This is a genomic window from Nonomuraea sp. NPDC000554, assembly GCF_040300065.1.
Lineage (GTDB): Bacteria > Actinomycetota > Actinomycetes > Streptosporangiales > Streptosporangiaceae > Nonomuraea.
Map to the genome: position 1 here is coordinate 88,517 of NZ_JBEPDC010000005.1, position 20,694 is coordinate 109,210.

Consider the following 20,694-nt stretch of genomic DNA (forward strand, 5'->3'; position numbering starts at 1 on the left):
CTCCGCTGGACGCCGCTCTGCCGGACGTCGCCACCTCGCACCACGCTGCCCCGCCAGCCGACAACGTCCCACACGACGCCGGTCCGCACGGCAACGTCCCACACGGCGCCGGTCCGCACGGCGCCGGCTCGACGCGTGGCGTGCCGGATGGTGGGCGGATGTCAGAGGGACTGGTAGACGGCCTCCGTCAGGTGGAAGGCGCGCATGCTGCCGGATGCCGCGTCGGCCATCCTGTTCATCACGTACGCGATGGCCAGGCCGCGTTCGGTGTCGCCGAGGCCGAGGAAGCCGCCCATGCCGGTGTGGCCGAACGCGCTGTCGGAGGGCACGAGGAACGTCATCGAGGGCCGCATGTACCCGAGGCCGAACGAGCTGTCGAGATACAGCACCCGGTCAGGCCCGCTGACCCGGGCGCGGACGGCGTCGCGGAGCGTCTCCGGCCGCAGGATGTCCCCGGCGATCAGCGACTGGTAGAAGCCCGCCAGCCCGCGTGCCGTGGTGACGACGCCCGCTGCGGGCCAGCCCGCTCGCAGGATGGCGGGGTGGTTCGCGCCGCCCTTGAACAGCTGCATGCTCGGGTTGCCGAGTGCGCGGTTCATCAGGCTGTCGGGGTCGAGCGCGGCCCGCGCAATCTGCGCGATCGGATCGGCCCCGCCCTCCCGTCCGGCGCTCGCCGCGCCACTCGGAGCGCTCCCGTCGCCTGCTGCCTCCGCCTCATCGGGGGTCCCGTTCTGGACGGGACGGTCGCCGGCGGTCAGGCGGGCGGTGCGGGCGATCACCTCGTCCGGGGCGCCCAGCCACAGGTCCAGGCCGAGGGGGCCGGCGATCTCGGCCGCCACCAGGTCGCCCACCGACTTGCCGGTGACCCGCCGCACGACCTCTCCCACCAGGAACCCGTACGTCAGCGCGTGGTACCCGTGCACCGTCCCGGGCTCCCACAGCGGCGTCTGCCCGGCCAGCCGGGACGCGATCGCCGCCAGGTCCCCGAACTCCTCCACCGGCACGGGCGACTCCACCACCGGCAGCCCCGCCTGGTGGGTGAGCAGGTGCTCGACGGTGACCCCCGCCTTGCCGCCGGACGCGAACTCCGGCCACACCTCCGTCACCGGGCCCGTGACGTCCACGAGCCCGCGCTCGGCGAGCTGGAGCAGCACGGTGGCGGTGATCGCCTTGGTGCACGAGTACGCGAACGCCGGGGTGTCCTCCTGCCAGCGCCGCCCGGTGTGCCGGTCGGCGACGCCGTCCCAGAGGTCCACGACCAGCTCGCCGTCGAGGTACACCGCGAACGCGGCGCCCAGCTCCTCGCCGTCGGCGAAATGACGCTCGAACACCTCGCGCACGCGCGCGAACCGTGGATCGCAGTGCATGGGACCTCCGCTCGAGAAAGGAAGCGCTTACTTGGTTGCCGAGCCTAACAACTGGGGCCGCTTCGGCCCAGACGACCAGCGCGGGACGCTGAACCTGCTCACGCCCGAGGTGGTGCTCGGCGCGCTCGCGTCCGCGACCTCGGGGCGGGTGCTCAGCCTGGCGATGCCGATCAGGGGCGCCACCTCCTCACCGGCCCCGACGACGGTTCCGCACCTGCGGGGACGTCCGCTGCCGCAGCACTTCATGTCCGTGGACGGCGGCGACTACGCGGCGGGAGCGCGGCCGGTGGGCGCGGGGCTGCGGGTGGCCGACGACGCGCTGATCGTCACCCACCACGGCACGACCACGCACATGGACGCGCTCTGCCACATGTGGTCGGGCGACGAGCTGTACAACGGCCACCCGGCGGCCCGCGTCCGGTCCTACGGCGCGACGCGGTGCGGCATCGAGCAGGTGGGCGGGGTCGTCGCCAGGGGAGTCCTCTTCGACGTGCCCCGCCATCTGGGCCTCGACCACCTCCCGGCCGGCCACCGCATCTCCCCGGACGAGCTGGCCGGCCCCGCCCTGCGTCCTGGCGACGTCGCCGTGATCCGCACCGGCTGGCCCGCCGTCTGGCAGCGCTCGCGGGAGGAGTACTGGTCGGGCCAGCCCGGCCTGTCGGCCGACGCGGGCCGCTGGCTGGCCGAGCGCGACGTCTGCGCCGTGGCCGCCGACAACGCGGCGATCGGCGGGCTGAACGCCGGGCAGCTCGCCGACGAGGCGCTGGAGGACGACCTGCACCTCATCCTCCTGCACCGCCACGGCATCCACCTGATCGAGATGCTCTGGCTGGAGGAGTTGAGCGCGTCGGGACGCGACGAGTTCGTCTTCGTCGCCGCCCCGCTCCTGATCGAGGGCGGCACGGGCAGCCCGATCAACCCCCTGGCGATCCTCTGACCGCACGATCGGGCTCCTCCGCCCGGCGGGCGAGCCGGGTTACCAGGCGACCGGCAGGCTGCGGACGCCGAAGACCACGGCGTCGTCCTTCGTCGGCACCTCGTCCGCCGGCACGGCCAGCCGCAGGGTCGGGAACCGCTCGAACAGGGCGCGGTAGCCGATCCGCATCTCGATCCTGGCGAGCTGCTGCCCCAGGCACTGGTGGACGCCGTGCCCGAACGCCAGGTGCCTGCGCGCCCCCGGCCGGTCGAGCCTGAGCGCGGCGGGGTCGTCGAACACCTCCTTGTCCCTGTTCGCGGCGGGCAACGACATCGACACCGTCTCCCCGGCCCTGACCAGCTCGCCCGCGATCTCGACGTCCTCCAGGGCGGCCCGGGTGGGTGCGCCCAGGTGCAGGATCGACAGCCAGCGCAGCAGTTCCTCGACCGCGTTGTCCACGTCGGCGTCCAGCAGCGCCCGCTGTTCGGGGTGCTGGAGCAGCGCGAAGACGCCGAGCCCCAGCATGTTCGCGGTGGTCTCGTGGCCCGCCACGAGCAGAAGGAAGGCGACGTTGGTCAGCTCCTCGTCGGTGAGCTCGCCGGTCAGGCCGCTGATCAGGTCGTCGCCGGGGTCGGCGCGCTTGCGCCGCACCAGCTCGCCCAGGTAGCGGGTGAGCTCGGCGACGGACCGCCGGGAGTCGGTGCCCAGCTGGACCAGGTCCGCCGTCTGCTCCTGGAAGAAGCCGTGGTCGGTGTACGGGACGCCGAGCAGCTCGCAGATCACAAGAGACGGGACGGGCAGCGCGTACGCCTGGACCAGGTCCACCGGAGGCCCCTGCGCGGCCATCGCGTCGAGCCGGTCGGCGGTGATGCGCTCGATGCGCGGTTCGAGCTGCCGCATCCTGCGCACGGTGAACTGGCCTGTCAGCAGGCGGCGGTAGCGGCTGTGCTCGGGCGGGTCCATGCCGGCGAACAGGCCGGGCGGGGCGGGGCGCCTGTCCTGGCCGGCGGGGACGGGGGAGTGCTTCAGGTTCGGCCTCGTGCTGAACCGTGGGTCGGCGAGGACGGTCCTGACGGCGTCGTGGCTGGTGGCGAGCCAGCCGTGATGGCCGTCCGAGAAGACGAGCCGGCCCATCGGGGGCAGGTCGGCGAGCTCGGGCGGCGGGTCGAAGGGGCATCCGGGCGTGCGCTTCACGGGCAGGTCCATGATTTTGACAGTAGACTCTCATTTGTGAGCTGTCTACCAAAAGCCGATGATCTCCCATAAGTGGACGGAGGGCGCGCGACCCCCGAGAATCGGACCCATGAGTGACCGGCCCGTGCAGGGACTGCGTGAGCGGAAGAAGGCCAAGACCAGAGCGCTGATCCAGAAGGAGGCGGTGCGGCTGTTCCGCGAGCAGGGCTACACGGCCACCACGGTCGAGCAGATCGCCGAGGCCGCCGAGGTGGCGCCGAGCACGGTGTTCCGTTACTTCCCGTCCAAAGAGGATCTGGTGCTGGTCGAGGCGTATCCGACCTTCCTGGACGCGCTGAGGGAGGTGCCGCGGGAGGTGGGCCCGATCGCGGCCGTCCGGGCGGCGATGGCGGCCATGGTCGAGGGGCGCTCGCCCGAGGAGGTCGCCGAGGGGGTGGAGCGGGAGAAGCTCATGCTGAGCGTCCCCGAGTTGTGGGCGGCCAGCCTGGAGAACGTCGGGCGGACCCTGCGCACGCTGCAGGAGATCCTGGCCGAGCGGGCCGGACGCGACGTGGACGACCCGGAGGTGCGCAACGTCACCGGCGCGATCACCGGCGTGACAGTGGCGCTCTGGCTCGCATGGTCCAAGGACCCCGGCATGGACGGCCCCGCCGAGTTGGACCGGGCCCTGGCTCACCTGGAGTCGGGCCTGCCCCTGTAGCGCCGCGCGCGACGGCGTCCCCGTGCGCGGCGTCCCGACGCGCGCCGGGACGCCGGGCGAGGGTGAGGTGGGGTCAGGCGCCGGGGTAGTTCCCGCCGCCGTGGGCCTCGTCGAGGGCGTCGTAGTCGGGGGTGAAGCCGCGCTTGGGGATCGCGTCCACGAAGTCGACGTGCCTGGGCTTCTTGTACGACGCGAGCAGCCCCCTCACGTGCTCGACCAGCTCCTCGGACGTCGCCGAGGCGCCGGCCCTGAGCGCCACGACCGCCTTGACCGCCTGGTGCCAGGTGGCGTCGGGGACTCCGATGACGGCCGCGTCGGCGACGGCGGGGTGGCTCTTGAGCGCCCGCTCCACCTCCGCCGGGTAGATGTTCTCCACCCCCGACTTGATCATGCGGAGCACGGGGCCGATGAAGGTGATCGTGCCGTCGGGCTCCCGGCGTCCGAGGTCGCCGGTGTGATGCCAGCCGTACCGCGACTTAGCAGCATTTAAGTCAGGACGGGCGAAATATCCGGAAAATAGGCTCTTGCCGCGCGCGCAGATCTCCCCCACCTCGCCCGGCGGCAGCTCGACCCCGTCCGGACCGAGAATTCGCACCTGCACCAGCGGCGACGGCCGGCCCGCGAACCCCGCCGCGCCCGGAGCGAGCCCGAGGAAGGTGAGCATCCCGCCCACCTCGGTCTGCCCGTACCCGCCCATCTTCGATCGGCACCACGGCGAGTCGTCCACCGTGATCATCTCGTCCCACTCGGCGGAGTGCGAGACGAACCTGAGCGACGACAGGTCGTACTTGCGCCCGGCGTTGGCCGCGACCACCGCGTCGATCATCTGCCCGAACAGGAACGCCTGCGTCACCCGTTCGGCGTCGATGAGCCGGCACACCTCCTCGGCGTCGAACGCGGGCGTGAACACGTTGGTGCCGCCGATCTGGAGCGTGGCCAGGCAGAACATCATGGTGCCGACGTGGAAGAGCGGCCCGTTGTTGAGGAAGGTGAACCCCGGCTCCATCTGGCGGACCACGAGCAGCGCCGCGCTGTGCGCGACGAGCGCCGCGCTGCTGAGCAGGGCCGCGCGGGGACGTCCGTCGAAGGCGGCGGTGTACAGGGCGAGCACCGGCTCGCGGTCGTCGACCTGCGGGAACTCCCGCTCGGACGCCTCCGCCAGCATCGCCTCGTACGAGGCGCCCGCCTGCACCCAGGCCCTGTTCGATCCGGGGCGGCCCTCCGCGTGCAGGGCCGAGACGGCGTCCGACGGCTCCCAGACGACCACGCGGGGCCCCAGATCGTCCAGGACGAAGCGCAGCTCGTCGGCCGACTGCCGCCAGTTGGCCGGGCAGCAGACGGCCCCCAGCCGGGAGCAGGCCAGCAGTAGTTCCAGCACCGTGTGCGCGTTCTGGCCGAGCCAGAGGACCCGCTCCCCGGCTGTCACGCCGCGCGCCGCCAGCGCGTCGGCGAGGCGGGTGACGCGGGCGTCGAGCTCGGGGTAGGTGAGCCGCAGATCGCCGTCCACCACGGCCGTCACCTGCGGACGGCTGCGGGCGTGCTCGGCGACGACGTCGGACAGGGACAGGCTGTGGATCATCACCCCTCCTGGGCGCGGAAGGCGGGCATGACCTCGGCGGCGAAGAAGCGCATGACCTTCTTCATCTCGTCCAGCGGCATCGGGCGGGTGCTGCCGAAGTCGCACAGCAGGTTGCCGAACCCGGCGTCACGCAGCAGCGTGACCTGCTCGATCACGCGGGCCGGGTCCCCGATGACCTCCAGTTGCTCCCAGCGGAAGTCGGGGGTGACCGAGCCGCCCTTGAGGTAGCGGTCCTGGTAGTACTCGAACCCCTGGGCGGCCTTGCCGGTCTTCGGGTCGATGGGGGCGCTCTTGGCGTTGAAGATGCGCGAGCGGTCGAAGGCCGCCTCGAACCTGGCCTGGTCCTCGCGCGCCTGCTCCACGGTCGGCGCGACGTAGACGCTGCGGGCCACCACCAGCTCGGCCCCGGCAGGGTGGCCGGCGCGGGCGGCCGTCTCCCGCCAGTTCGCGGCGGCGTCGACGACCTTGCGGAACGGGGCGGCGGGGTCGGCCAGGATCGGCAGGCCGCGCTCGGCGTACATGGTGACGGTCTCGGGGGAGACGGCGGCGACGTGGATCGGGGGGTGCGGGGCCTGGAGCGGGCGGGGGGCGAGCGCGACCTCGGTGCCGGTCCGGTAGAACTTGCCCTCGTGCTGGAAGGTGTCGCGGGTCCACAGGCCCAGGATCACCTCCAGCGCCTCGTTGAACCGGTCGCGGGCCTCGGCCAGGTCGATGCCGAAGCCTTCGAACTCGAAGCTCTGGTAGCCGCGTCCGATGCCCAGGTCGAGGCGGCCGCCGGAGAGCACGTCCACCTGCGCGGCCTCCTCGGCCACGTGGATCGGGTTGTGCAGCGGCAGCACCACGATCCCGGTGCCCAGGCGCAGGCGCGAGGTGCGCGCGGCGGCGTGGGCGAGCACGGTGAACAGGTTCGGCGCCACGCCGTAGTCGCGGAAGTGGTGCTCGGCCAGCCGTACCCCGTCGAACCCCAGCTCCTCGGCCAGCTCGATCAGTTCAAGGTGGTAGTCGTAGACGTCCTTGAAGCTCTGACCGTCGAACCGGTGGAAGAGGTGGAAGGTGGAGAACTTCATGCGGCAGCCCCTCGGAAGTGAACCAAGCGCTCGCTTGGGAGCGTACCAGCTCCTGCCGCCGTTGTCCTAGGAGAGCGCGGCGATCAGTCCGATCGTCAGCGCCGTGCGTGCCGGGATGTGGTCCACCAGCACGTGCTCGTGCCGCGCGTGCGCGCCGTCGCCGACCGCGCCCAGGCCGTCGAGCACCGGACGTCCGAGCGCCGAGACGAAGTTGCCGTCGCTCGTGCCGCCGACCGCCACCTCCTTCAGCGGCCACCCCAGCTCGGCCGCGACCGCCCGCGCCTGCTCGAAGAGCCGCTGCGACGGCGGGTTGGGCGTCATGGGCGGCCGGTTCCAGTCGCCCGTGAGCGAGACCTGCACGCGCGGGTCGGAGGCGCGCAGGTCGGCGAAGACGTCGTCGATGCGTCCCATCTCCGCCACGTCGGTCACCCGCACGTCGATCCCGCTGGTGGCGTGCCCGGCGGCCACGTTGCGCCCGGTGCCGCCGCTGATCAGCCCGACGTTGACGGTGGTGCCGCGCTCGCGGGCCCCCGCCCCGGCGACCTTGGTGACCAGCTCGGCCAGTGCGTGGATGGCGCTCGCCCCCTTGTCGGGGTCGAGCCCCGCGTGCGCCTCGACGCCGGTCACGCTCAGCTCGAACAGGCCGACCCCCTTGCGCGCCGTCTTCACCGCGCCGCCCGCCGACGCCTCGAACACCAGACTGGCCAGCGCGCCCTCGCTGGCCGCCTCGATGTACGGACGCGAGAACGGGCTGCCGATCTCCTCGTCGCCGTTGAACAGGTACCGGACGGACGGGTGCGGCAGGCCGAGCGCGCGCAGCCCGCGCAGCGCCCAGATCGACTGCACCAGCCCGGCCTTCATGTCGAACACACCGGGGCCGCTGACCCGGCCGTCGGCCACGGTGAACGGCCACCCGGCCAGGGTCCCGGCGGGCCAGACCGTGTCGTAGTGGCTGAGCAGCAGCACCGTGCCCGGCAGTGTCCCGGGGTAGGTCAGCTCCAGCACGTCACCGCGCTCGCCGCCGTCGTGCAGGACCTCCTGGGACGGCACGCCCAGCCGCTCGACCGCCAGCGCGCGCACCCCGTCGAGCCCCTTGCGCAGCCCGGGCCTGTCGTAGCTGTGGGTCTCCAGCTCGACCAGGTCCTTCAGGTCGTCGAGCATGGCGGGCAGGGCCTGCCGGGTCCAGTCGGTGATCGACACGTCAATCCTCTCTAACGGACGGGGGCTCCGGGGCCCAGCGGGACGCCGAGCCACCAGAAGACGAAGAACAGCAGCGTCCACACCACGAGCAGCGACAGCGACAGCGGCACCGTCATCGAGGCCAGCGTCCCGATCCCGGCCGAGCGGCGGTAGCGCTGCAGGAAGCCGAGCGCCATCACGAAGTACGGGCTCATCGGCGTGATCGCGTTGGTGCAGGAGTCGGCGATGCGGTAGAGCGCCTGGGTGTACTCCGGCGGGATGTTCAGCAGCATCAGCATCGGCACGAACACCGGCCCCACCAGCGCCCACTGCGCCGAGCCGCTGGTCACCACCAGGTTGATCACGGTGACCACGAGCAGGATGCCGAGGAACACCACGGGCCCGGTCACCCCGGCCGACTTCAGCAGGTCGGCGCCGTCGATCGCGATGATCTCGCCGATGCCGGTCCACTTGAAGTACGCGAGGAACTGGGAGATGGCGAAGAACAGCACCAGGATCGGCGCCATCTCGCGGAACCCGTGGGCCATGAACGCGGGGACGTCCCGGCCGCCGGTGATGCTGCCCGCCGCCCTGCCGTAGGCCCAGCCGGCGGCCAGGAAGGCCAGCCCGAGGAAGACGGCGATCGAGGTGAGCAGCGGCGACTGCACGATGCTGCCGCCCTCGCCGCGCAGCGGCGAGCCGCTGGGCAGCACGGCCAGCACCAGCGCGGCCACGAACACCACGAGCGCGACCAGCGCGGCGCGCAGCCCGCGCCGCTCCTGCGGGCTCAGCGCCAGCTCGCCCAGGCCGTCCTCGTCGGCCTCGGCGTCGACGGGGAGCGAGTCGACCCGGCGCGCCAGCACCTTCTCGGCGACCACGGTGATCACCAGGGCCAGCACCACGGAGGAGGCGAGCGAGAAGAAGTAGTTGGCCAGCGGGGTGACGACGTACTGCGGGTCGATGGTGTGCGCGGCGGCGGTGGTCAGCCCCGACAGCACCGCGTCGACCGGCGTGACCAGCGGGCTCGCGTCGTAGCCCGCCGAGATGGAGACGAACGCCACCACGATGCCGATGATCGGGCTGCGCCCCACGGTGCGGAACGCCAGCGCGCCCAGTGGGATCAGCACCACGTACGCGGCGTCGGACGCGACGTGCGCCACCATGCCGGTGAAGGCCAGCGCGAACGTCACCCACCTGGGGGAGACCCTGGCGACGCCCGCGCGCAGCACGGCGGCCAGCAGCCCCGACCGCTCGGCGACGGCGACGCCCAGCATGACCACCAGGATCGTGCCGAGCGGTGGGAACGACGTGTAGTTCTTGATCACGTCGTTGACCATCATCTGGACGCCGTCGGCCGACAGCAGGTTCTTGGCGGCCACGCTCTTGCCCGTCGCCGGGTTCACCGCCGACACTCCGGCGGCCGACAGCCCCCAGCTCACCAACGCCAGCACCGCGCTCAGGATGACGAACAGCCAGAACGGGTGAGGCAGCCGGTTGCCGAGACGTTCGATGCCGCCCAGGACGCGTAGCAGCCCGTTCAGCGACCTCGATCCTGATACGGCCTCTGCGGACGTGCTCACCGGTAAGACCCCTTTCCGTTTTGTGGTCAACCATTACAGAGGCACGTGACGGAATTTGGCAAGTAAAATCTCACGGCTGACGGAATCATTCGTATCGTGCGGAGGTATTGCGCGATACAGTCTGATCGTGCTGGATGATGTCGATCTGGACCTGGTCGCGGCGCTGCAGGTCGCGCCACGCGCCTCCGCCGCCGCCCTCGCCGACGTGCTCGGCCTGTCCGCCAGCACGGTGGGCCGGCGGCTGCTCCGGCTGGAGGAGCAGCGGATCCTGCGGGTGATCGGCCAGCTCGACTGGTCCGCGCGCGCGGAGGGCAATCCCCGGCACGTCTGGGTCACCACCGCGCCCGGCGCGTCCGGGCAGGTGGCGACGGCGCTGGCCGAGCTACCGGAGGCGCAGCTCGTCGCCGAGACCACTGGCAGGGCCGACGTCTACTGCGCCGTCCACCCGGCCGACCGCGAGCAGGCGCACGAACTGCTGTCGGCGCGGCTGCCCTCGGTGCCCGGGGTCGTCTCCACCCACTCCGAGCTGGTGCTGCGCGCGCTGACCAAGGCCGACTCCTGGCGGCTGCACCGGCTGGGCGACGACCAGGTCAAGGCGCTCGAAGCGACCGCCGAACCAGAGCGCGGCCAGCCCGCCGCGCCCCCCGCCGGGCGCGAGCGGGCCGTTGCGTCCCCCGCAGGCCGCGAGCGCGGTGCGTCGCGCGCCGCGCCTACCGCGCCTGCCGTGCTCGGTGAGGAGGAGCACGGGGCGCTCCGGCTGCTGCGCGGCAACGGCAGGATCACCGCGGCGCAGGCGGCCCGCGCGCTCGGGATCAGCCAGTCGACCGCCTACCGGCTGATCCAGTCGCTGCTACGGCGCGGCGTGGTGCGCCCGCGCGTGGAGGTCGAGCCCGCGCTGCTCGGGTACTCGCTGGAGGCGATCATCGCGCTGAGAACCGCCCCGGGGGCGATCCAGCCCGTCGCCGAGGAGCTGGCCGGGCACCCGTCGGCGCGGTACGTGTCCATCGTGGCGGGCACCACGTCGGTCATCCACCAGGGCGTCTTCCGGCACGAGGACGACCTGGGCGACTTCCTCACCAGGGACCTCGCCCACCTGCCCGGCATCACCGCCCTCGACGTGTCGGTGGTGCTGCGCATGCTGCGCCGCTACTGGATCCGCCGCGAGGACGGCCACCTCCTCGGCTGACGGCCTCAGGCCACAGGTGAGGGGGCCGCCCCGGACTCGCTGCGCGACTCACGCTCCGCCGTGGACTCGCGCAGCGGGAGCCGCACCTCGAACCACGTCTCGCCGGGCACCGAACGCACCTTGAGCTCGCCGCCGTGCCGCCCGGCCACGATCCGGTAGGAGATGTCGAGCCCGAGCCCGGTGCCCTTGCCGACCGACTTCGTGGTGAAGAACGGCTCGAAGATCCGCTCCTTGATCGCGTCAGGCACTCCGGGGCCGGTGTCGCCGACCTCGATGATCGCCTCGTCCTCGTCGTGCGCCGTGCGGATGGTGAGCGTGCCCTCCTCGCCCATGGCGTCGAGCGCGTTGTGGATGAGGTTCGTCCACACCTGGTTCAGCTCGCCGCCGTAGGCGGGGATCGGCGGCAGCGTCCGGTCGTAGTCGGTGACGACGCTGATGCCGGGCGGGATCTTGCCGCGGAAGATGGCCAGCGTGCTGTCGAGCAAGTCGTGCACGTCGCAGATCTGGAACGGCGCGCGGTCCATCTGCGAGTACTGCTTGGCCGAGCGGATCAGCGAGGTGATCCGCTCGGTGGCCTCGGTGACCTCGCCGAGCATCTGGGAGATCTCGATCGCCTCCGACAGCCAGCGCAGCGCGGCGGGCGTGTGCTCCTCGCCCACCTTCTGTCGTACCTTCTCCAGGTGTACGCCGCCGAACCCGGCGTTGACCAGCGCGGGAGCGAGGTCCCAGGCGTCGTCGACGCCCAGCTCCTCCAGCGCCTCGCCCAGTTCGTCCTCGGCGTCGGAGATCTGCAGCGGCGTGCGCGGCGGCAGCGTGCCCACCGCCTCCATGCACGCCTCCTGCGTCTCGATCAGCGCGCGCAGCCGCTCGGGCGGTATGCCGTCCTCGGCGAGCTGGGCCAGCCCCCTTCTGGACGCCCTGATCAGGGTGCGCAGCTCGCTCACCGCGCGCACGGCCGCCGCGGCCGGGTTGTTCAGCTCGTGGGTGAGCCCGGCCGTGATCGTGCCGAGCGCTGTCAGCCGCTGCCGCCTGTCGATGGCCTCCCGCTGCATCCGCCCGCCCGACATCATCCCGTCGAGCAGGTGCATCGCCATCGGGAACCACTCGGCGACGATGTGCGCGAACTTCTTGGCGGGCAGCAGGAAGATCCGCGACGGCGCGGTGGCGCGCAGCGTGCTCTGGTAGTTCAGCGGCGCGCGATCGCCCAGGTAGGCGGAGGTGGCTCCGCCGTACACGCCGGGCTGGGAGGTGCGCGGCATGGCGATGGTTCCGGCGCTGACGGTCTCGGAGAGCATCTGCACCTCGCCCTCGATCAGCACCGCGAAGCAGTCGGCGGGATCGCCCTGCCGGACGATGTCCTCGTTCTGCTCGTAGGAGCGGACCTGGCCGCTCATGGCCAGCTTGGTGAGCTGCTCGTCCGTCAGGCGTTCGAACAGGAAGAGCTTGCGCAGTTCGTCGATGTCGACTGTCATTGCTTCTCCAGGTAACGGTGCACCAGCGCGACCGCCATCGCGCCCTCTCCGACGGCGGAGGCCACCCGCTTGATCGAGTCGGCCCGCACATCGCCCGCGGCCAGCACTCCCGGCACGTTGGTCTCCAGGAAGTACGGCTCGCGCCTGAGTGTCCAGTTGCGCGGCCGCTTACCGCCGTGCACCAGGTCGGGCCCTGTCAGCACGAAGCCCTTCTCGTCGCGCTCGACCGTCTCGCCCAGCCACGAGGTGTACGGCTCCGCGCCGATGAAGACGAACACCCACTGGGCGTCGACCGTGCGCTCCTCGCCCTTGGTCGAGAGCGTGAGCCCTTCCAGGTGCGTGTCGCCGTGCCCGCCGGTGACCTGGGTCTGGACGTGCACCTCGATGGTGGGGATCGCCTGGATCTGCTCGATGAGGTAGTGCGACATGGACTTCTCCAAACCGTCACCCCTCACCAACAAATGGACCTTGCTCGCAAATCCCGACAGGTAGACGGCCGCCTGCCCGGCCGAGTTGGCGGCGCCCACCACGTACACCTCGCTGCCCTCGCAGGACGGCGCCTCGGTCAGGGCCGCGCCGTAGAAGACGCCCCTGCCGACGAAGTCGTCGAGGCCGGGCGCGTCCAGGCGGCGGTAGGTGACGCCGGTCGCCAGGATCACCGCGTGGGCCGCGATCTCGCCGCCCTCCTTGAACCCGACCACCCGCGCCTGCCCGCGCGCCTCCAGGCGGGTGACCCTGCGCGCGGTCAGCAGCTCGGCGCCGAACTTCAGCGCCTGCCTGCGTGCCCGGTCGGCGAGCTGCCCGCCGGAGACGCCGTCGGGGAAGCCCAGGTAGTTCTCGATCCTGGAGCTCTGGCCCGCTTGACCGCCCGAGGCGTGCGCCTCGACCAGCACCGTCTTCAGCCCCTCGGACGCGCCGTACACGGCCGCGCCCAGCCCGGCCGGGCCGCCGCCGACCACGATCAGGTCGTAGAAGTCGGTGGCGGGAGTCGTCGACAGGCCCACCGCCTTGGCCAGCGTGGCCTGGTCGGGCGACTCCAGCGTGACCCCGTCGGCCGTGACGACCAGCGGCAGGTGGCAGTTCTCCCCGGCCGCCGCGACGAGCTGGGCGCCTTCCGGGTCCTCCGACAGCATCCACTGGTACGGCACGTGGTTGCGGGCCAGGAAGTCGCGCACCTGGTAGGACGGGGCCGACCACCGGTCACCCACCACCCGCAACTCCGCCACTTCCACCCTGTCGGTGCGCTGCCACGCGTCGAGCTGGCCGTCGATCACCGGGTAGAACTTCTCCTCCGGCGGGTCCCACGGCTTGAGCAGGTAGTGGTCGAGGTCGACCACGTTGATCGCCTGGATCGCGGCGTCGGTGTCGGCGTAGGCCGTCAGCAGCACCCGGCGCGCGTACGGGTACATGTCCATGGCGGCTTCCAGGAACTGCACCCCGTTCATCTGCGGCATCCGGTAGTCGGCGAGGATCGCCGCCACCTCGTCGCCGCGCAACCGCATTTCCTTGACCGCCTCGATGCCCTGGTCGGCGGCCTCGGCGCGGACGATCCTGTACTGCTGGCCGTAGCGGCGTCTCAGGTCACGGGCGACTGCCCGCGACACGCCCGGATCGTCGTCGACCGTCACGATGACCGGCTTGTCCATGCCCCTACCTTCTCCAGTGGTCCCTAAAGGAAGGATGTCACGCGTTTCTCCATGCGTGAGCCTGCCCTCTTATCATGTCCCGATGGGCACCCGTGATCGCATCCTCGACGCCGCCGAGCAGGCGATTCACGAGTACGGCATGGCCGGTGCCACCACGAAGCGGATCGCACGGCTGGCCGGCTGCTCGGAGGCGCTGCTCTACAAGCACTTCGACGGCAAGGAGGCGCTGCTCCTGGCCGTCCTGCTGGAGCGGCTGCCCGCGCTCGGCCCCGCGCTGGAGACCCTGCGCAAGGGCGTCGGCCAGGGCGACGTGACGGCCAACGTCACCGAGTTCGCGCTGGCCGCCGTCGACTTCTACACGCGGGCCGCGCTGATCGCCTCCGGTCTGCTCGGCGACCCGTCGCTCCTGGCGGGGTTCCGGGCGATGCTCGCCGAGCAGGGCACCGGCCCGCACCTGCCGATCGCGGCCGTCGCGGGCGTCCTCGCCGAGGAGCAGCGGCTCGGCAGGATCGACCCCGGCATCGACGCCGACGCGGCCGCCGCGCTGCTGATGGGCGCCTGCTTCCACCGGGCGAACCTGTCGTACCTGGTCGACCTGGCGGGCGAGCCGGGGCCGTGGGCGGCCTCGATCGTGCGGACTCTCCTCAGGCGATGACCCGGCTCTCGCCGCCGTCGACCAGCATCGAGATCCCGTTCACGAACGAGGCACGCTCGCTGGCCAGGAACGCCACCACGTCGCCCACCTCCTCCGGACGTCCGATCCGCCCCACCGGCACGGCCTTGCCGCGTGCGGCGACGTCGCCTCCCAGCTCGCGCAGCCGCTCGGTGTCGATCGGGCCGGGCAGCACGTTGTTGACCAGCACCCCGTCGCCGCCGACCTCCCTGGCCAGGGTGCGGACGATCCCGGCCACGGCCGAGCGGGTCGCGTTCGACAGGGCAAGCCCGTCGATCACCTCGCGGACCGACCTGCTGGTGATGGTGACGATGCGGCCCCAGCCGCGCTCGCGCATGTCGGGCAGCACCGCGTGCACCAGGCGGACCGTGCCGAGCAGGTTGCGCTGGACGGCGACGTCCCAGTCGGCCAGGCTGACGTCGACGAAGCGCCCGGCGGGCGGCCCGCCCGCGTTGGCCACCAGGATGTCGATCGGCCCGAGCACCTCGCGCGTCTCGGCGACCACCCGGAAGGCGGCCTCCTGGTCCTCCACGTCCGCCAGCACCGCGTGCACCACGCCGCCGAACTCCTGCAGCTCCACCACCGCGTCGGCCAGCCGTTCCGGGTTCCGCGCGCTGACGCAGACGTCGCAACCCTCGCGTGCCAGGCTTTTCGCGGCGGCCAGCCCGATGCCCGCGCTGCCGCCGGTGACGAGGGCGACCCTGCCCTTGATGCCGAGATCCATACGGGGACTATAGGTCGTAGGGCCGGCAGCTGAGCAGGTCGCAGGGCTTGGTGAGCGTGCTGAACCTGATGGCCTTGGCCCGTCCGTTCGTCAGACCGCTTGCACGCGGGTGAGCTTCTCCGGGTTGAGCACTCCGTACATCGCCTGGATCCGGCCGTCGCGGATGTCGAGGACGATCAACTGCCTGTTGTCGCCGATGTCCGTCAGCAGCGCGGGGCCGCCGTTCGCCTCGACCAGGCGCATGCCGTGGAACTCGTACCGGGACATCAGCCCGGTGAGGAAGGCCGCCACCTTGGCACGGCCCAGGATCGGGCGCAGCGCCGCGCGGACCTTGCCGCCGCCGTCGTTCCAGGCCACCACGTCCTCGTGCAGCAGGTCGGTGAGCGCGGCCAGGTCGCCGCCGCTCGCCGCGTCCATGAACTTCAGCAGCAGCCTGGCGTGCTCCTCGTCACTGGGACGGAACCGCTCCCGGCCCCCCGCGAGCCGCGTCGAGGCGCGGTGATGCATCTGCCGGGCGTTGGCGACGGACGAGCCGACGATCCCGGCGATCTCGTCGTACGGCAGCTCGAACGCCTCGCGCAGCACGAACACCGCCCGCTCCGGCGGCGACAGGCGCTCCATCAGGTGCAGGGTCGCGTACGAGACGGTGTCGCGCAGCTCGGCGGTGTCGAGCGGGCCCGCCTCCGCGGTGCTCACCGGCTCCGGCAGCCACGGCCCCGTGTACGCCTCGCGCTTGACCCGCGCCGAGCGGAGCTGGTCGAGCGCCAGCCGCGACACCACGGTGATCAGGAAGGCGCGCGGCTCCCTGATCTCCGCCTGGTCCGTGCCCTCCCAGCGCAGCCAGGCCTCCTGTACGACGTCCTCTGCGTCCCACATGCTGCCGAGCAGGCGGTATGCCAGCCCGAGCAGCAGCGGACGGTACTCCTCGAAATCCACAGGCGGCATCATGCCGTCTCCTCGAGCATCGCCGCGCGGCGGGGGCGCCAGTTGAGGCAGAGCCTGGCCCGGCTGTTGTCGGCGCCGCGGAGCCTGGTTAGGTACGCCACGCCGAAGCTCCCCACGGCGAGCCGGGCGAGCCAGGCCGGAACCCGCTTGGGCTCCGGGGCGCCCAGCTTGGCCGCGTAGGCGGGCAGCCAGTCGCGGAACCTGATCGGGGTGTCGTCGACCACGTTGAGCGCGCCGGTGACGTCCCTGTCGAGGGCGGCGACGATCGCGGTCGCGGCGTCGTGGGAGTCGGTGAACGACAGCACCGAGCCGCCGTCGCCGACGATCGGCATCTTGCCCGCCCTGACGGCCTGCGTGGTCGAGCCGTCGTCGGCGTAGACCGAGCCCGGCCCCGTGAGATGGCCGAACCGCAGCACCAGGCCGCCCGCCTCGGCCGTCTGGCGCTCAAGGTCCGTCAGCGCCCGGACGACCGGCGCGTACTGCGCCGGCGGGTCCCGCCAGAGCGGGGCGTCCTCGTCGGCCAGGCCCTCGGCGGGGTCGTAGGCGTAGGCGAGGCCCTGGGCGATGAACCTGGCGCCGGGGGCCGCGTCGATCAGATTGCGGGTGCCCTCCGTCCGCAGGCGGTTGGTGAGGGCGAAGTCCGACGACAGCTTCCTCGGGTTGATCGTCTTGGGGATCGCGGTCAGCAGGTGCACCACCGCGTCGGGGGCGACCTCACAGACCGCCCTGATGGTGGCGTCGCGGTCGAGCGCGTCGGCCACCACGCCCGGCACCCGCGGGTCGGGCGTCCTCGACAGCCCGACGACCTCGTGCCCCACAGCGGTCAGCAGCGGGACGAGACGGCGTCCGATCACGCCCGTGGCGCCGGCGACGAGAACTCGCATGATCACTCACTCCTCTGTGGGGCCTTGGCTGGGAAGAGGACGGGCGAGGGACGTCCGATGTGACAGCTGACGGGTAGAAATGTGGTGATAACCGTGATGTGGTTGAGCCGTGGCGAGAAATCTGATCCTTTCGGGAGGGCCGTTCCACGACTTCGACGCCACCTCAGCCGCGCTCGCGGACGTGCTGGCCGAGGTGGGCATCGAGTCGGACATCACCGAGGACATCGCCGGGGCGCTCAGCGAGCCGTCGGAGGTCCAGCTGATCACCGTCAACGCGCTGCGGTGGCAGATGGACCTGGACCGCTTCGACGGCCTCCGCGCGCAATGGCGCTTCGCGTTACCCGCGCAGGCCCGCACCACCCTGCTCGACCACCTGGACCGGGGCGGCGGCCTGCTGTGCATGCACGCGGCCTCGATCTGCTTCGACGACTGGCAGGGCTGGCCCCGGGTCCTCGGCGGCTGCTGGACCTGGCCCACCTCGCACCATCCGCCCCTGGGCTGGACGGGAGTCCGCGTGCACGGCGACCACCCGATCGTGGCGGGCCTGCGGGACTTCGACCTGGTGGACGAGGTCTACAGCGACCTGGACGTCCTGCCGGACGTGGAACCGCTCGCGTCGTCGAACGGTCAGCCCCTGGTGTGGGCGCGCCCGGTGCGGAGGGGCAGGGTCGTGTACGACGCGCTGGGCCACGACACGAGGTCCTACGACAACGAGATCCACCGGACCTTGCTGCGACGGGCGGCCCTGTGGCTGCTCAAGCGCCCGGTCACCGTCACCGACTGACAGGGGCGGCGCCGGACCCGGCCAGCGGGACCTCCGCGAGGGTGCCGTCGGGAGCGAGTTCGAGCGCCGCCACGGCGTCGGCGCCCTTGAGGACCTGCGACAGGCAGATCACCTGCGTGGCGCCGACCCGTTCCCTGAACGGCGCGTGCATGTGGCCGCAGACGTGGACCTGGGGCGCGAGCAGGTCCGTCAGCGCGCGGATGTCGTCCCGGCCGACGGGGATCCTGCCGTGGTGCAGGTAGGAGAGCCCGGACGGCCACTCGTGCGTGATGAGCAGGTCGATGCGCTTGCCCTGCGCCTGGTCGAGCAGGCGCTCGACGTGCGGCCTGGTGAAGTAGCCGTACTCCTTGAGCCGCTCCGGCGTGATCGGGGGCGGCTCCTGGGGGTCGCTGAAGTGCCGCGAGTAGATGCCCGACAGGAAGGCGACCTGGAGCCCGGCGACCTGGGTCACCCCGGAACGGCCGAGGAAGTGGAACCCGGGCGCCCACTCGCCGGGCCCCTGCGCGTCGAGCGCGGGCCAGGGCTCGTGGTTGCCGCCGATGAAGTGAACGGGAGCGCTCATCGTGCGGTGGCCCGCCGCGTACCCCGGGAAGTCGCCGACCTTGCGGTGCTTGGCGGGCCCGCCGACCCCGAGGCTGTCGGCCACCGTCCTGTTCGGCTCGGCGTCGCCGACGCTGAAGATGGCGTCGACGGGGCCGACGTGCCGCCGGACGAGGGCGTCGGCCTTGGCGAAGGCGGCGTGGATGTCGCCGACGAGCGCGAATCTCATACGCCGATCATGACGAGGACCGGCTGCGACGGACAACCGAATTTGTCAACCGCCGCGGGCGGTCGCTCCTGCTCGCCCTGAAGGCGGTCAGCCGCCGTACGGGCGGGTGATGATCTCCAGGTTGTGCCCGTTCGGGTCCGACCAGTACAGTCCGCGCCCGCCGTCGTTGGTGTTGATCTCACCCGCGGCGCCGTGGTGGGGGTCGGCCCAGAAGGGCAGGCCGCGCTCCTTGATCCTTCCCCAGATCTGGTCGAACTCCTCCTCGGTGACCAGGAAGGCGTAGTGCTGGGCGTGCACCGGACCGTCGGCCTGCAAGACGTCCAGGGAGACGCCGTTGCCCAGCTCGACGACCCGGAACGGGCCGTAGACCGGCGCGGGTTCCAGCCCGAGGAGGTCCGCCAGGAAGGCGGCGGTGCCGTCGCGGTCGGTGGCCTCGAGGATGGTGTGGTTCAGTTGTGCGGTCACGGCTCGGCTCCTGTCTGCGATCGCGGTGAGCCCGGCGACAGGATGCGTGCTGACTCCGACTCCTGGGCCAGGCGGCGCAGCGCGTCGAACGCTCTGCCGTACAGGACCGTACCCAGCACCAGTGCTTCCACAGCCGTGTCGCGCGGCCCGTCGTACGGGATGGTGTGCATGTCGACCTCCGAGACCAGCCGGTACGCCGCCTCGGCGTACGGCGACAGGTCGGTCGACAGGCCGAGCTGGCGCATCCTGACGAGAGTCTGGGCCAGCTCGTCCCTGGCGGGCGCCTGCTGGTCGACGCTCCAGCCGAGGCCGGTGAGGAGGTCGTCGACCTGGGCGCGGGCGGAGTCCCATTCGGGGCCGGGCTCGGGCTGGACGGCGGGCGCGAGCGCGTAGTGGGCGGTGCCCAGCATGTAGTGGACGGGCATCGACTCGTCCTCCACAGCCTTGATGATCTTCTTGATGGACGCGACGGGCAGCCTGCCCACCTCCAGCAGGGCCCTGATGAGGCGGAGTCTGCGCAGGTGGGAGTCGCCGTACTCGGCCCGCGTGGCCGCCACCTGTTCCCCTTGGTGGAGCAGGCCCTCGCGGAGGTAGTACTTGATCGTTGGGATCGCCACACCGGACTCGGCGCTCAGCTCGGAGATGCGCATCGATAGATAATAGCGCTATCCAGCACGGGCGAGATGGCGGGCGGCGCTGACGAGTTCGTGCACGTCGGACTGGCGGTTCCAGAGGAAGACCACCTCGATCGGCGGCACGTCCTCGGCGATCGGCAGGAACGCCAGCCCCTCGGGGACGCAGACGCCCTCCCTGACCGACAGGGTGTACCCGGCGCCCGCCTCGACCATGGTGATCGCCAGGTCGTGGGTCGCCGCTCCGGGCCCGAGCCGGGGATGCAGCCCGTGCCGGACGAAGCCTTCGAGGTAGCGGCGGGCGCCCGCCACGGCGTCCGACTCCGGCATGACGAGCGGCTCCGACGCCAGGTCCGCGAGGCTCACCGTCCCGCCCGCGGCCAGCGCGTGGGCGCCGGGCAGGAGGGCGCGGACGGGAGAGCGGTGGACGAGCATGCGGGCGACGCCCCGGGCGAGCGAGCCGGGGGCGTACCCGAGTCCGGCCTGCAAGGTTCCGTCCATGATGGAGATGATCTGCTCCGCCGTGCTCATCGGGGCGACGCGCAGGCGCGACCCCTGGAGCTGTGACAGCAGGCGGGCCGCCACGTCGCCGAGCCCGTCCGCGACGCCCAGCCTGGCGGTCTGGCCCTTGCCGCGAGCGGCGGAGACGGCCCGCTCGAAGGCGTCGACGGCCACGGTCGCCTGGGCCAGGAACGCCTCGCCCGCCTCGGTGAGGCGGACCCCGCTGGAGGAACGGGTGAACAGCTCGACGCCGATCTCCTTCTCCAGGGATCTGAGCTGCTCCGACAGCGTGGGCTGGGCGATGCGGAGCACGGTGGAGGCGCGGCGCAGGCTGCCCGCGTGGGCGATCGCGATCGCGTACCGGACGTGGCGGAGATCCATCGCTCACCTCGGGATGATGGGGGATGGGCTATCGGATGATCGCATCTGAC

At 71.8% G+C, this 20,694-nt stretch carries 20 protein-coding genes; 5 read left to right on the forward strand and 15 right to left on the reverse strand.

Annotated features, from left to right (window positions below; all coding sequences use genetic code 11):
- Nucleotides 1-161: 161 nt before the first annotated feature.
- A complete protein-coding gene (locus ABT294_RS11660) occupies nt 162-1,367 on the reverse strand; it encodes a serine hydrolase domain-containing protein (RefSeq protein ID WP_350805272.1) in 1,206 nt (401 codons plus the stop codon).
- 31 nt (nt 1,368-1,398) lie between these two features.
- Here ABT294_RS11660 and ABT294_RS11665 point away from each other — a divergent pair, with 31 nt between their 5' ends.
- On the forward strand, nt 1,399-2,304 hold the full coding sequence (locus ABT294_RS11665; protein WP_350805273.1) for a cyclase family protein: 906 nt from the start codon (nt 1,399-1,401) through the stop codon (nt 2,302-2,304).
- A 39-nt stretch (nt 2,305-2,343) separates the two neighbouring features.
- Here ABT294_RS11665 and ABT294_RS11670 read toward each other — a convergent pair whose 3' ends face one another.
- A complete protein-coding gene (locus ABT294_RS11670) occupies nt 2,344-3,489 on the reverse strand; it encodes a cytochrome P450 (protein ID WP_350805275.1) in 1,146 nt (381 codons plus the stop codon).
- A gap of 97 nt (nt 3,490-3,586) precedes the next feature.
- Between ABT294_RS11670 and ABT294_RS11675 the strand changes: the two genes are divergently transcribed.
- Nucleotides 3,587-4,177, forward strand: coding sequence for a TetR/AcrR family transcriptional regulator (locus ABT294_RS11675; protein ID WP_350805277.1), 591 nt, complete (start codon nt 3,587-3,589; stop codon nt 4,175-4,177).
- 73 nt (nt 4,178-4,250) lie between these two features.
- Here the strand turns inward: ABT294_RS11675 and ABT294_RS11680 are convergent, their stop codons facing one another.
- The 4 genes from ABT294_RS11680 to ABT294_RS11695 form a co-directional block, all read right to left on the reverse strand.
- The gene (locus tag ABT294_RS11680) at nt 4,251-5,756 is read right to left on the reverse strand and encodes an AMP-binding protein (protein WP_350805278.1); all 1,506 of its coding nucleotides are present in this window, start codon (nt 5,754-5,756) and stop codon (nt 4,251-4,253) included.
- A complete protein-coding gene (locus ABT294_RS11685; RefSeq protein WP_350805279.1) occupies nt 5,756-6,823 on the reverse strand; it encodes an LLM class flavin-dependent oxidoreductase in 1,068 nt (355 codons plus the stop codon). Before ABT294_RS11685 ends, ABT294_RS11680 begins: the two co-directional genes overlap by 1 nt.
- Before the next feature lie 66 nt (nt 6,824-6,889).
- Complete coding sequence (locus ABT294_RS11690) at nt 6,890-7,984, reverse strand: M20 family metallopeptidase (RefSeq protein WP_502912027.1); 1,095 nt, start codon at nt 7,982-7,984, stop codon at nt 6,890-6,892.
- Between the two features lie 50 nt (nt 7,985-8,034).
- Nucleotides 8,035-9,582: an AbgT family transporter gene (locus ABT294_RS11695; RefSeq protein WP_350805282.1), complete on the reverse strand. Its 1,548-nt coding sequence runs from the start codon at nt 9,580-9,582 to the stop codon at nt 8,035-8,037.
- 127 nt (nt 9,583-9,709) lie between these two features.
- Between ABT294_RS11695 and ABT294_RS11700 the strand changes: the two genes are divergently transcribed.
- Nucleotides 9,710-10,768 (forward strand): Lrp/AsnC family transcriptional regulator, encoded by a 1,059-nt coding sequence (locus ABT294_RS11700; protein ID WP_350805284.1) that lies wholly within the window; start codon nt 9,710-9,712, stop codon nt 10,766-10,768.
- Between the two features lie 5 nt (nt 10,769-10,773).
- On the opposite strand, the gene ABT294_RS11705 is transcribed toward ABT294_RS11700, so the two are convergent.
- Together ABT294_RS11705 and ABT294_RS11710 are read right to left on the reverse strand one after the other, a co-directional pair.
- Complete coding sequence (locus ABT294_RS11705) at nt 10,774-12,240, reverse strand: ATP-binding protein (RefSeq protein WP_350805285.1); 1,467 nt, start codon at nt 12,238-12,240, stop codon at nt 10,774-10,776.
- Entirely contained in the window at nt 12,237-13,886 is a 1,650-nt protein-coding gene (locus tag ABT294_RS11710) for an NAD(P)/FAD-dependent oxidoreductase (RefSeq protein WP_350805287.1), read from the reverse strand. The genes ABT294_RS11705 and ABT294_RS11710 overlap by 4 nt, the downstream gene beginning before the upstream one ends.
- Before the next feature lie 82 nt (nt 13,887-13,968).
- On the opposite strand from ABT294_RS11710, the gene ABT294_RS11715 reads away from it, so the two are divergent.
- A complete protein-coding gene (locus tag ABT294_RS11715) occupies nt 13,969-14,541 on the forward strand; it encodes a TetR/AcrR family transcriptional regulator (protein ID WP_350805288.1) in 573 nt (190 codons plus the stop codon).
- Here the strand turns inward: ABT294_RS11715 and ABT294_RS11720 are convergent.
- The 3 genes from ABT294_RS11720 to ABT294_RS11730 form a co-directional block, all read right to left on the reverse strand.
- Nucleotides 14,531-15,283, reverse strand: a complete 753-nt coding sequence (locus tag ABT294_RS11720; protein WP_350805291.1) for an SDR family oxidoreductase — start codon at nt 15,281-15,283, stop codon at nt 14,531-14,533. The two genes, ABT294_RS11715 and ABT294_RS11720, sit on opposite strands and share 11 nt — an antisense overlap.
- Nucleotides 15,284-15,373: 90 nt before the next feature.
- Complete coding sequence (locus tag ABT294_RS11725; RefSeq protein WP_350805292.1) at nt 15,374-16,231, reverse strand: RNA polymerase sigma-70 factor; 858 nt, start codon at nt 16,229-16,231, stop codon at nt 15,374-15,376.
- The gene (locus ABT294_RS11730) at nt 16,228-17,112 is read right to left on the reverse strand and encodes an NAD-dependent epimerase/dehydratase family protein (RefSeq protein WP_350805293.1); all 885 of its coding nucleotides are present in this window, start codon (nt 17,110-17,112) and stop codon (nt 16,228-16,230) included. Before ABT294_RS11730 ends, ABT294_RS11725 begins: the two co-directional genes overlap by 4 nt.
- A 109-nt stretch (nt 17,113-17,221) precedes the next feature.
- On the opposite strand from ABT294_RS11730, the gene ABT294_RS11735 reads away from it, so the two are divergent.
- On the forward strand, nt 17,222-17,896 hold the full coding sequence (locus tag ABT294_RS11735; protein WP_350805294.1) for a ThuA domain-containing protein: 675 nt from the start codon (nt 17,222-17,224) through the stop codon (nt 17,894-17,896).
- Here the strand turns inward: ABT294_RS11735 and ABT294_RS11740 are convergent.
- The 4 genes from ABT294_RS11740 to ABT294_RS11755 form a co-directional block, all read right to left on the reverse strand.
- Entirely contained in the window at nt 17,886-18,665 is a 780-nt protein-coding gene (locus tag ABT294_RS11740) for a metallophosphoesterase (RefSeq protein ID WP_350805295.1), read from the reverse strand. The genes ABT294_RS11735 and ABT294_RS11740 overlap by 11 nt on opposite strands.
- An 87-nt stretch (nt 18,666-18,752) precedes the next feature.
- Complete coding sequence (locus ABT294_RS11745) at nt 18,753-19,130, reverse strand: VOC family protein (RefSeq protein ID WP_350805296.1); 378 nt, start codon at nt 19,128-19,130, stop codon at nt 18,753-18,755.
- Nucleotides 19,127-19,780 carry a MerR family transcriptional regulator gene (locus ABT294_RS11750; RefSeq protein ID WP_350805298.1) on the reverse strand — a complete coding sequence of 218 codons (654 nt, stop codon included), beginning with the start codon at nt 19,778-19,780 and terminating at the stop codon, nt 19,127-19,129. The genes ABT294_RS11745 and ABT294_RS11750 overlap by 4 nt, the downstream gene beginning before the upstream one ends.
- 15 nt (nt 19,781-19,795) lie before the next feature.
- The gene (locus ABT294_RS11755) at nt 19,796-20,644 is read right to left on the reverse strand and encodes a LysR family transcriptional regulator (protein WP_350805300.1); all 849 of its coding nucleotides are present in this window, start codon (nt 20,642-20,644) and stop codon (nt 19,796-19,798) included.
- Nucleotides 20,645-20,694 lie beyond the last annotated feature (50 nt).

Coding starts and splice junctions, on each gene's coding strand:
- ABT294_RS11660 (WP_350805272.1), bottom strand. CDS start 1,367: ATGCACTGCGATCCACGGTTCGCGCGCGTGCGCGAGGTGTTCGAGCGT.
- ABT294_RS11730 (WP_350805293.1), bottom strand. CDS start 17,112: ATGCGAGTTCTCGTCGCCGGCGCCACGGGCGTGATCGGACGCCGTCTC.
- ABT294_RS11750 (WP_350805298.1), bottom strand. CDS start 19,780: ATGCGCATCTCCGAGCTGAGCGCCGAGTCCGGTGTGGCGATCCCAACG.
- ABT294_RS11715 (WP_350805288.1), top strand. CDS start 13,969: ATGGGCACCCGTGATCGCATCCTCGACGCCGCCGAGCAGGCGATTCAC.
- ABT294_RS11690 (WP_502912027.1), bottom strand. CDS start 7,984: ATGCTCGACGACCTGAAGGACCTGGTCGAGCTGGAGACCCACAGCTAC.
- ABT294_RS11685 (WP_350805279.1), bottom strand. CDS start 6,823: ATGAAGTTCTCCACCTTCCACCTCTTCCACCGGTTCGACGGTCAGAGC.
- ABT294_RS11710 (WP_350805287.1), bottom strand. CDS start 13,886: ATGGACAAGCCGGTCATCGTGACGGTCGACGACGATCCGGGCGTGTCG.
- ABT294_RS11675 (WP_350805277.1), top strand. CDS start 3,587: ATGAGTGACCGGCCCGTGCAGGGACTGCGTGAGCGGAAGAAGGCCAAG.
- ABT294_RS11725 (WP_350805292.1), bottom strand. CDS start 16,231: ATGATGCCGCCTGTGGATTTCGAGGAGTACCGTCCGCTGCTGCTCGGG.
- ABT294_RS11755 (WP_350805300.1), bottom strand. CDS start 20,644: ATGGATCTCCGCCACGTCCGGTACGCGATCGCGATCGCCCACGCGGGC.
- ABT294_RS11705 (WP_350805285.1), bottom strand. CDS start 12,240: ATGACAGTCGACATCGACGAACTGCGCAAGCTCTTCCTGTTCGAACGC.
- ABT294_RS11720 (WP_350805291.1), bottom strand. CDS start 15,283: ATGGATCTCGGCATCAAGGGCAGGGTCGCCCTCGTCACCGGCGGCAGC.
- ABT294_RS11670 (WP_350805275.1), bottom strand. CDS start 3,489: ATGGACCTGCCCGTGAAGCGCACGCCCGGATGCCCCTTCGACCCGCCG.
- ABT294_RS11680 (WP_350805278.1), bottom strand. CDS start 5,756: ATGATCCACAGCCTGTCCCTGTCCGACGTCGTCGCCGAGCACGCCCGC.
- ABT294_RS11740 (WP_350805295.1), bottom strand. CDS start 18,665: ATGAGATTCGCGCTCGTCGGCGACATCCACGCCGCCTTCGCCAAGGCC.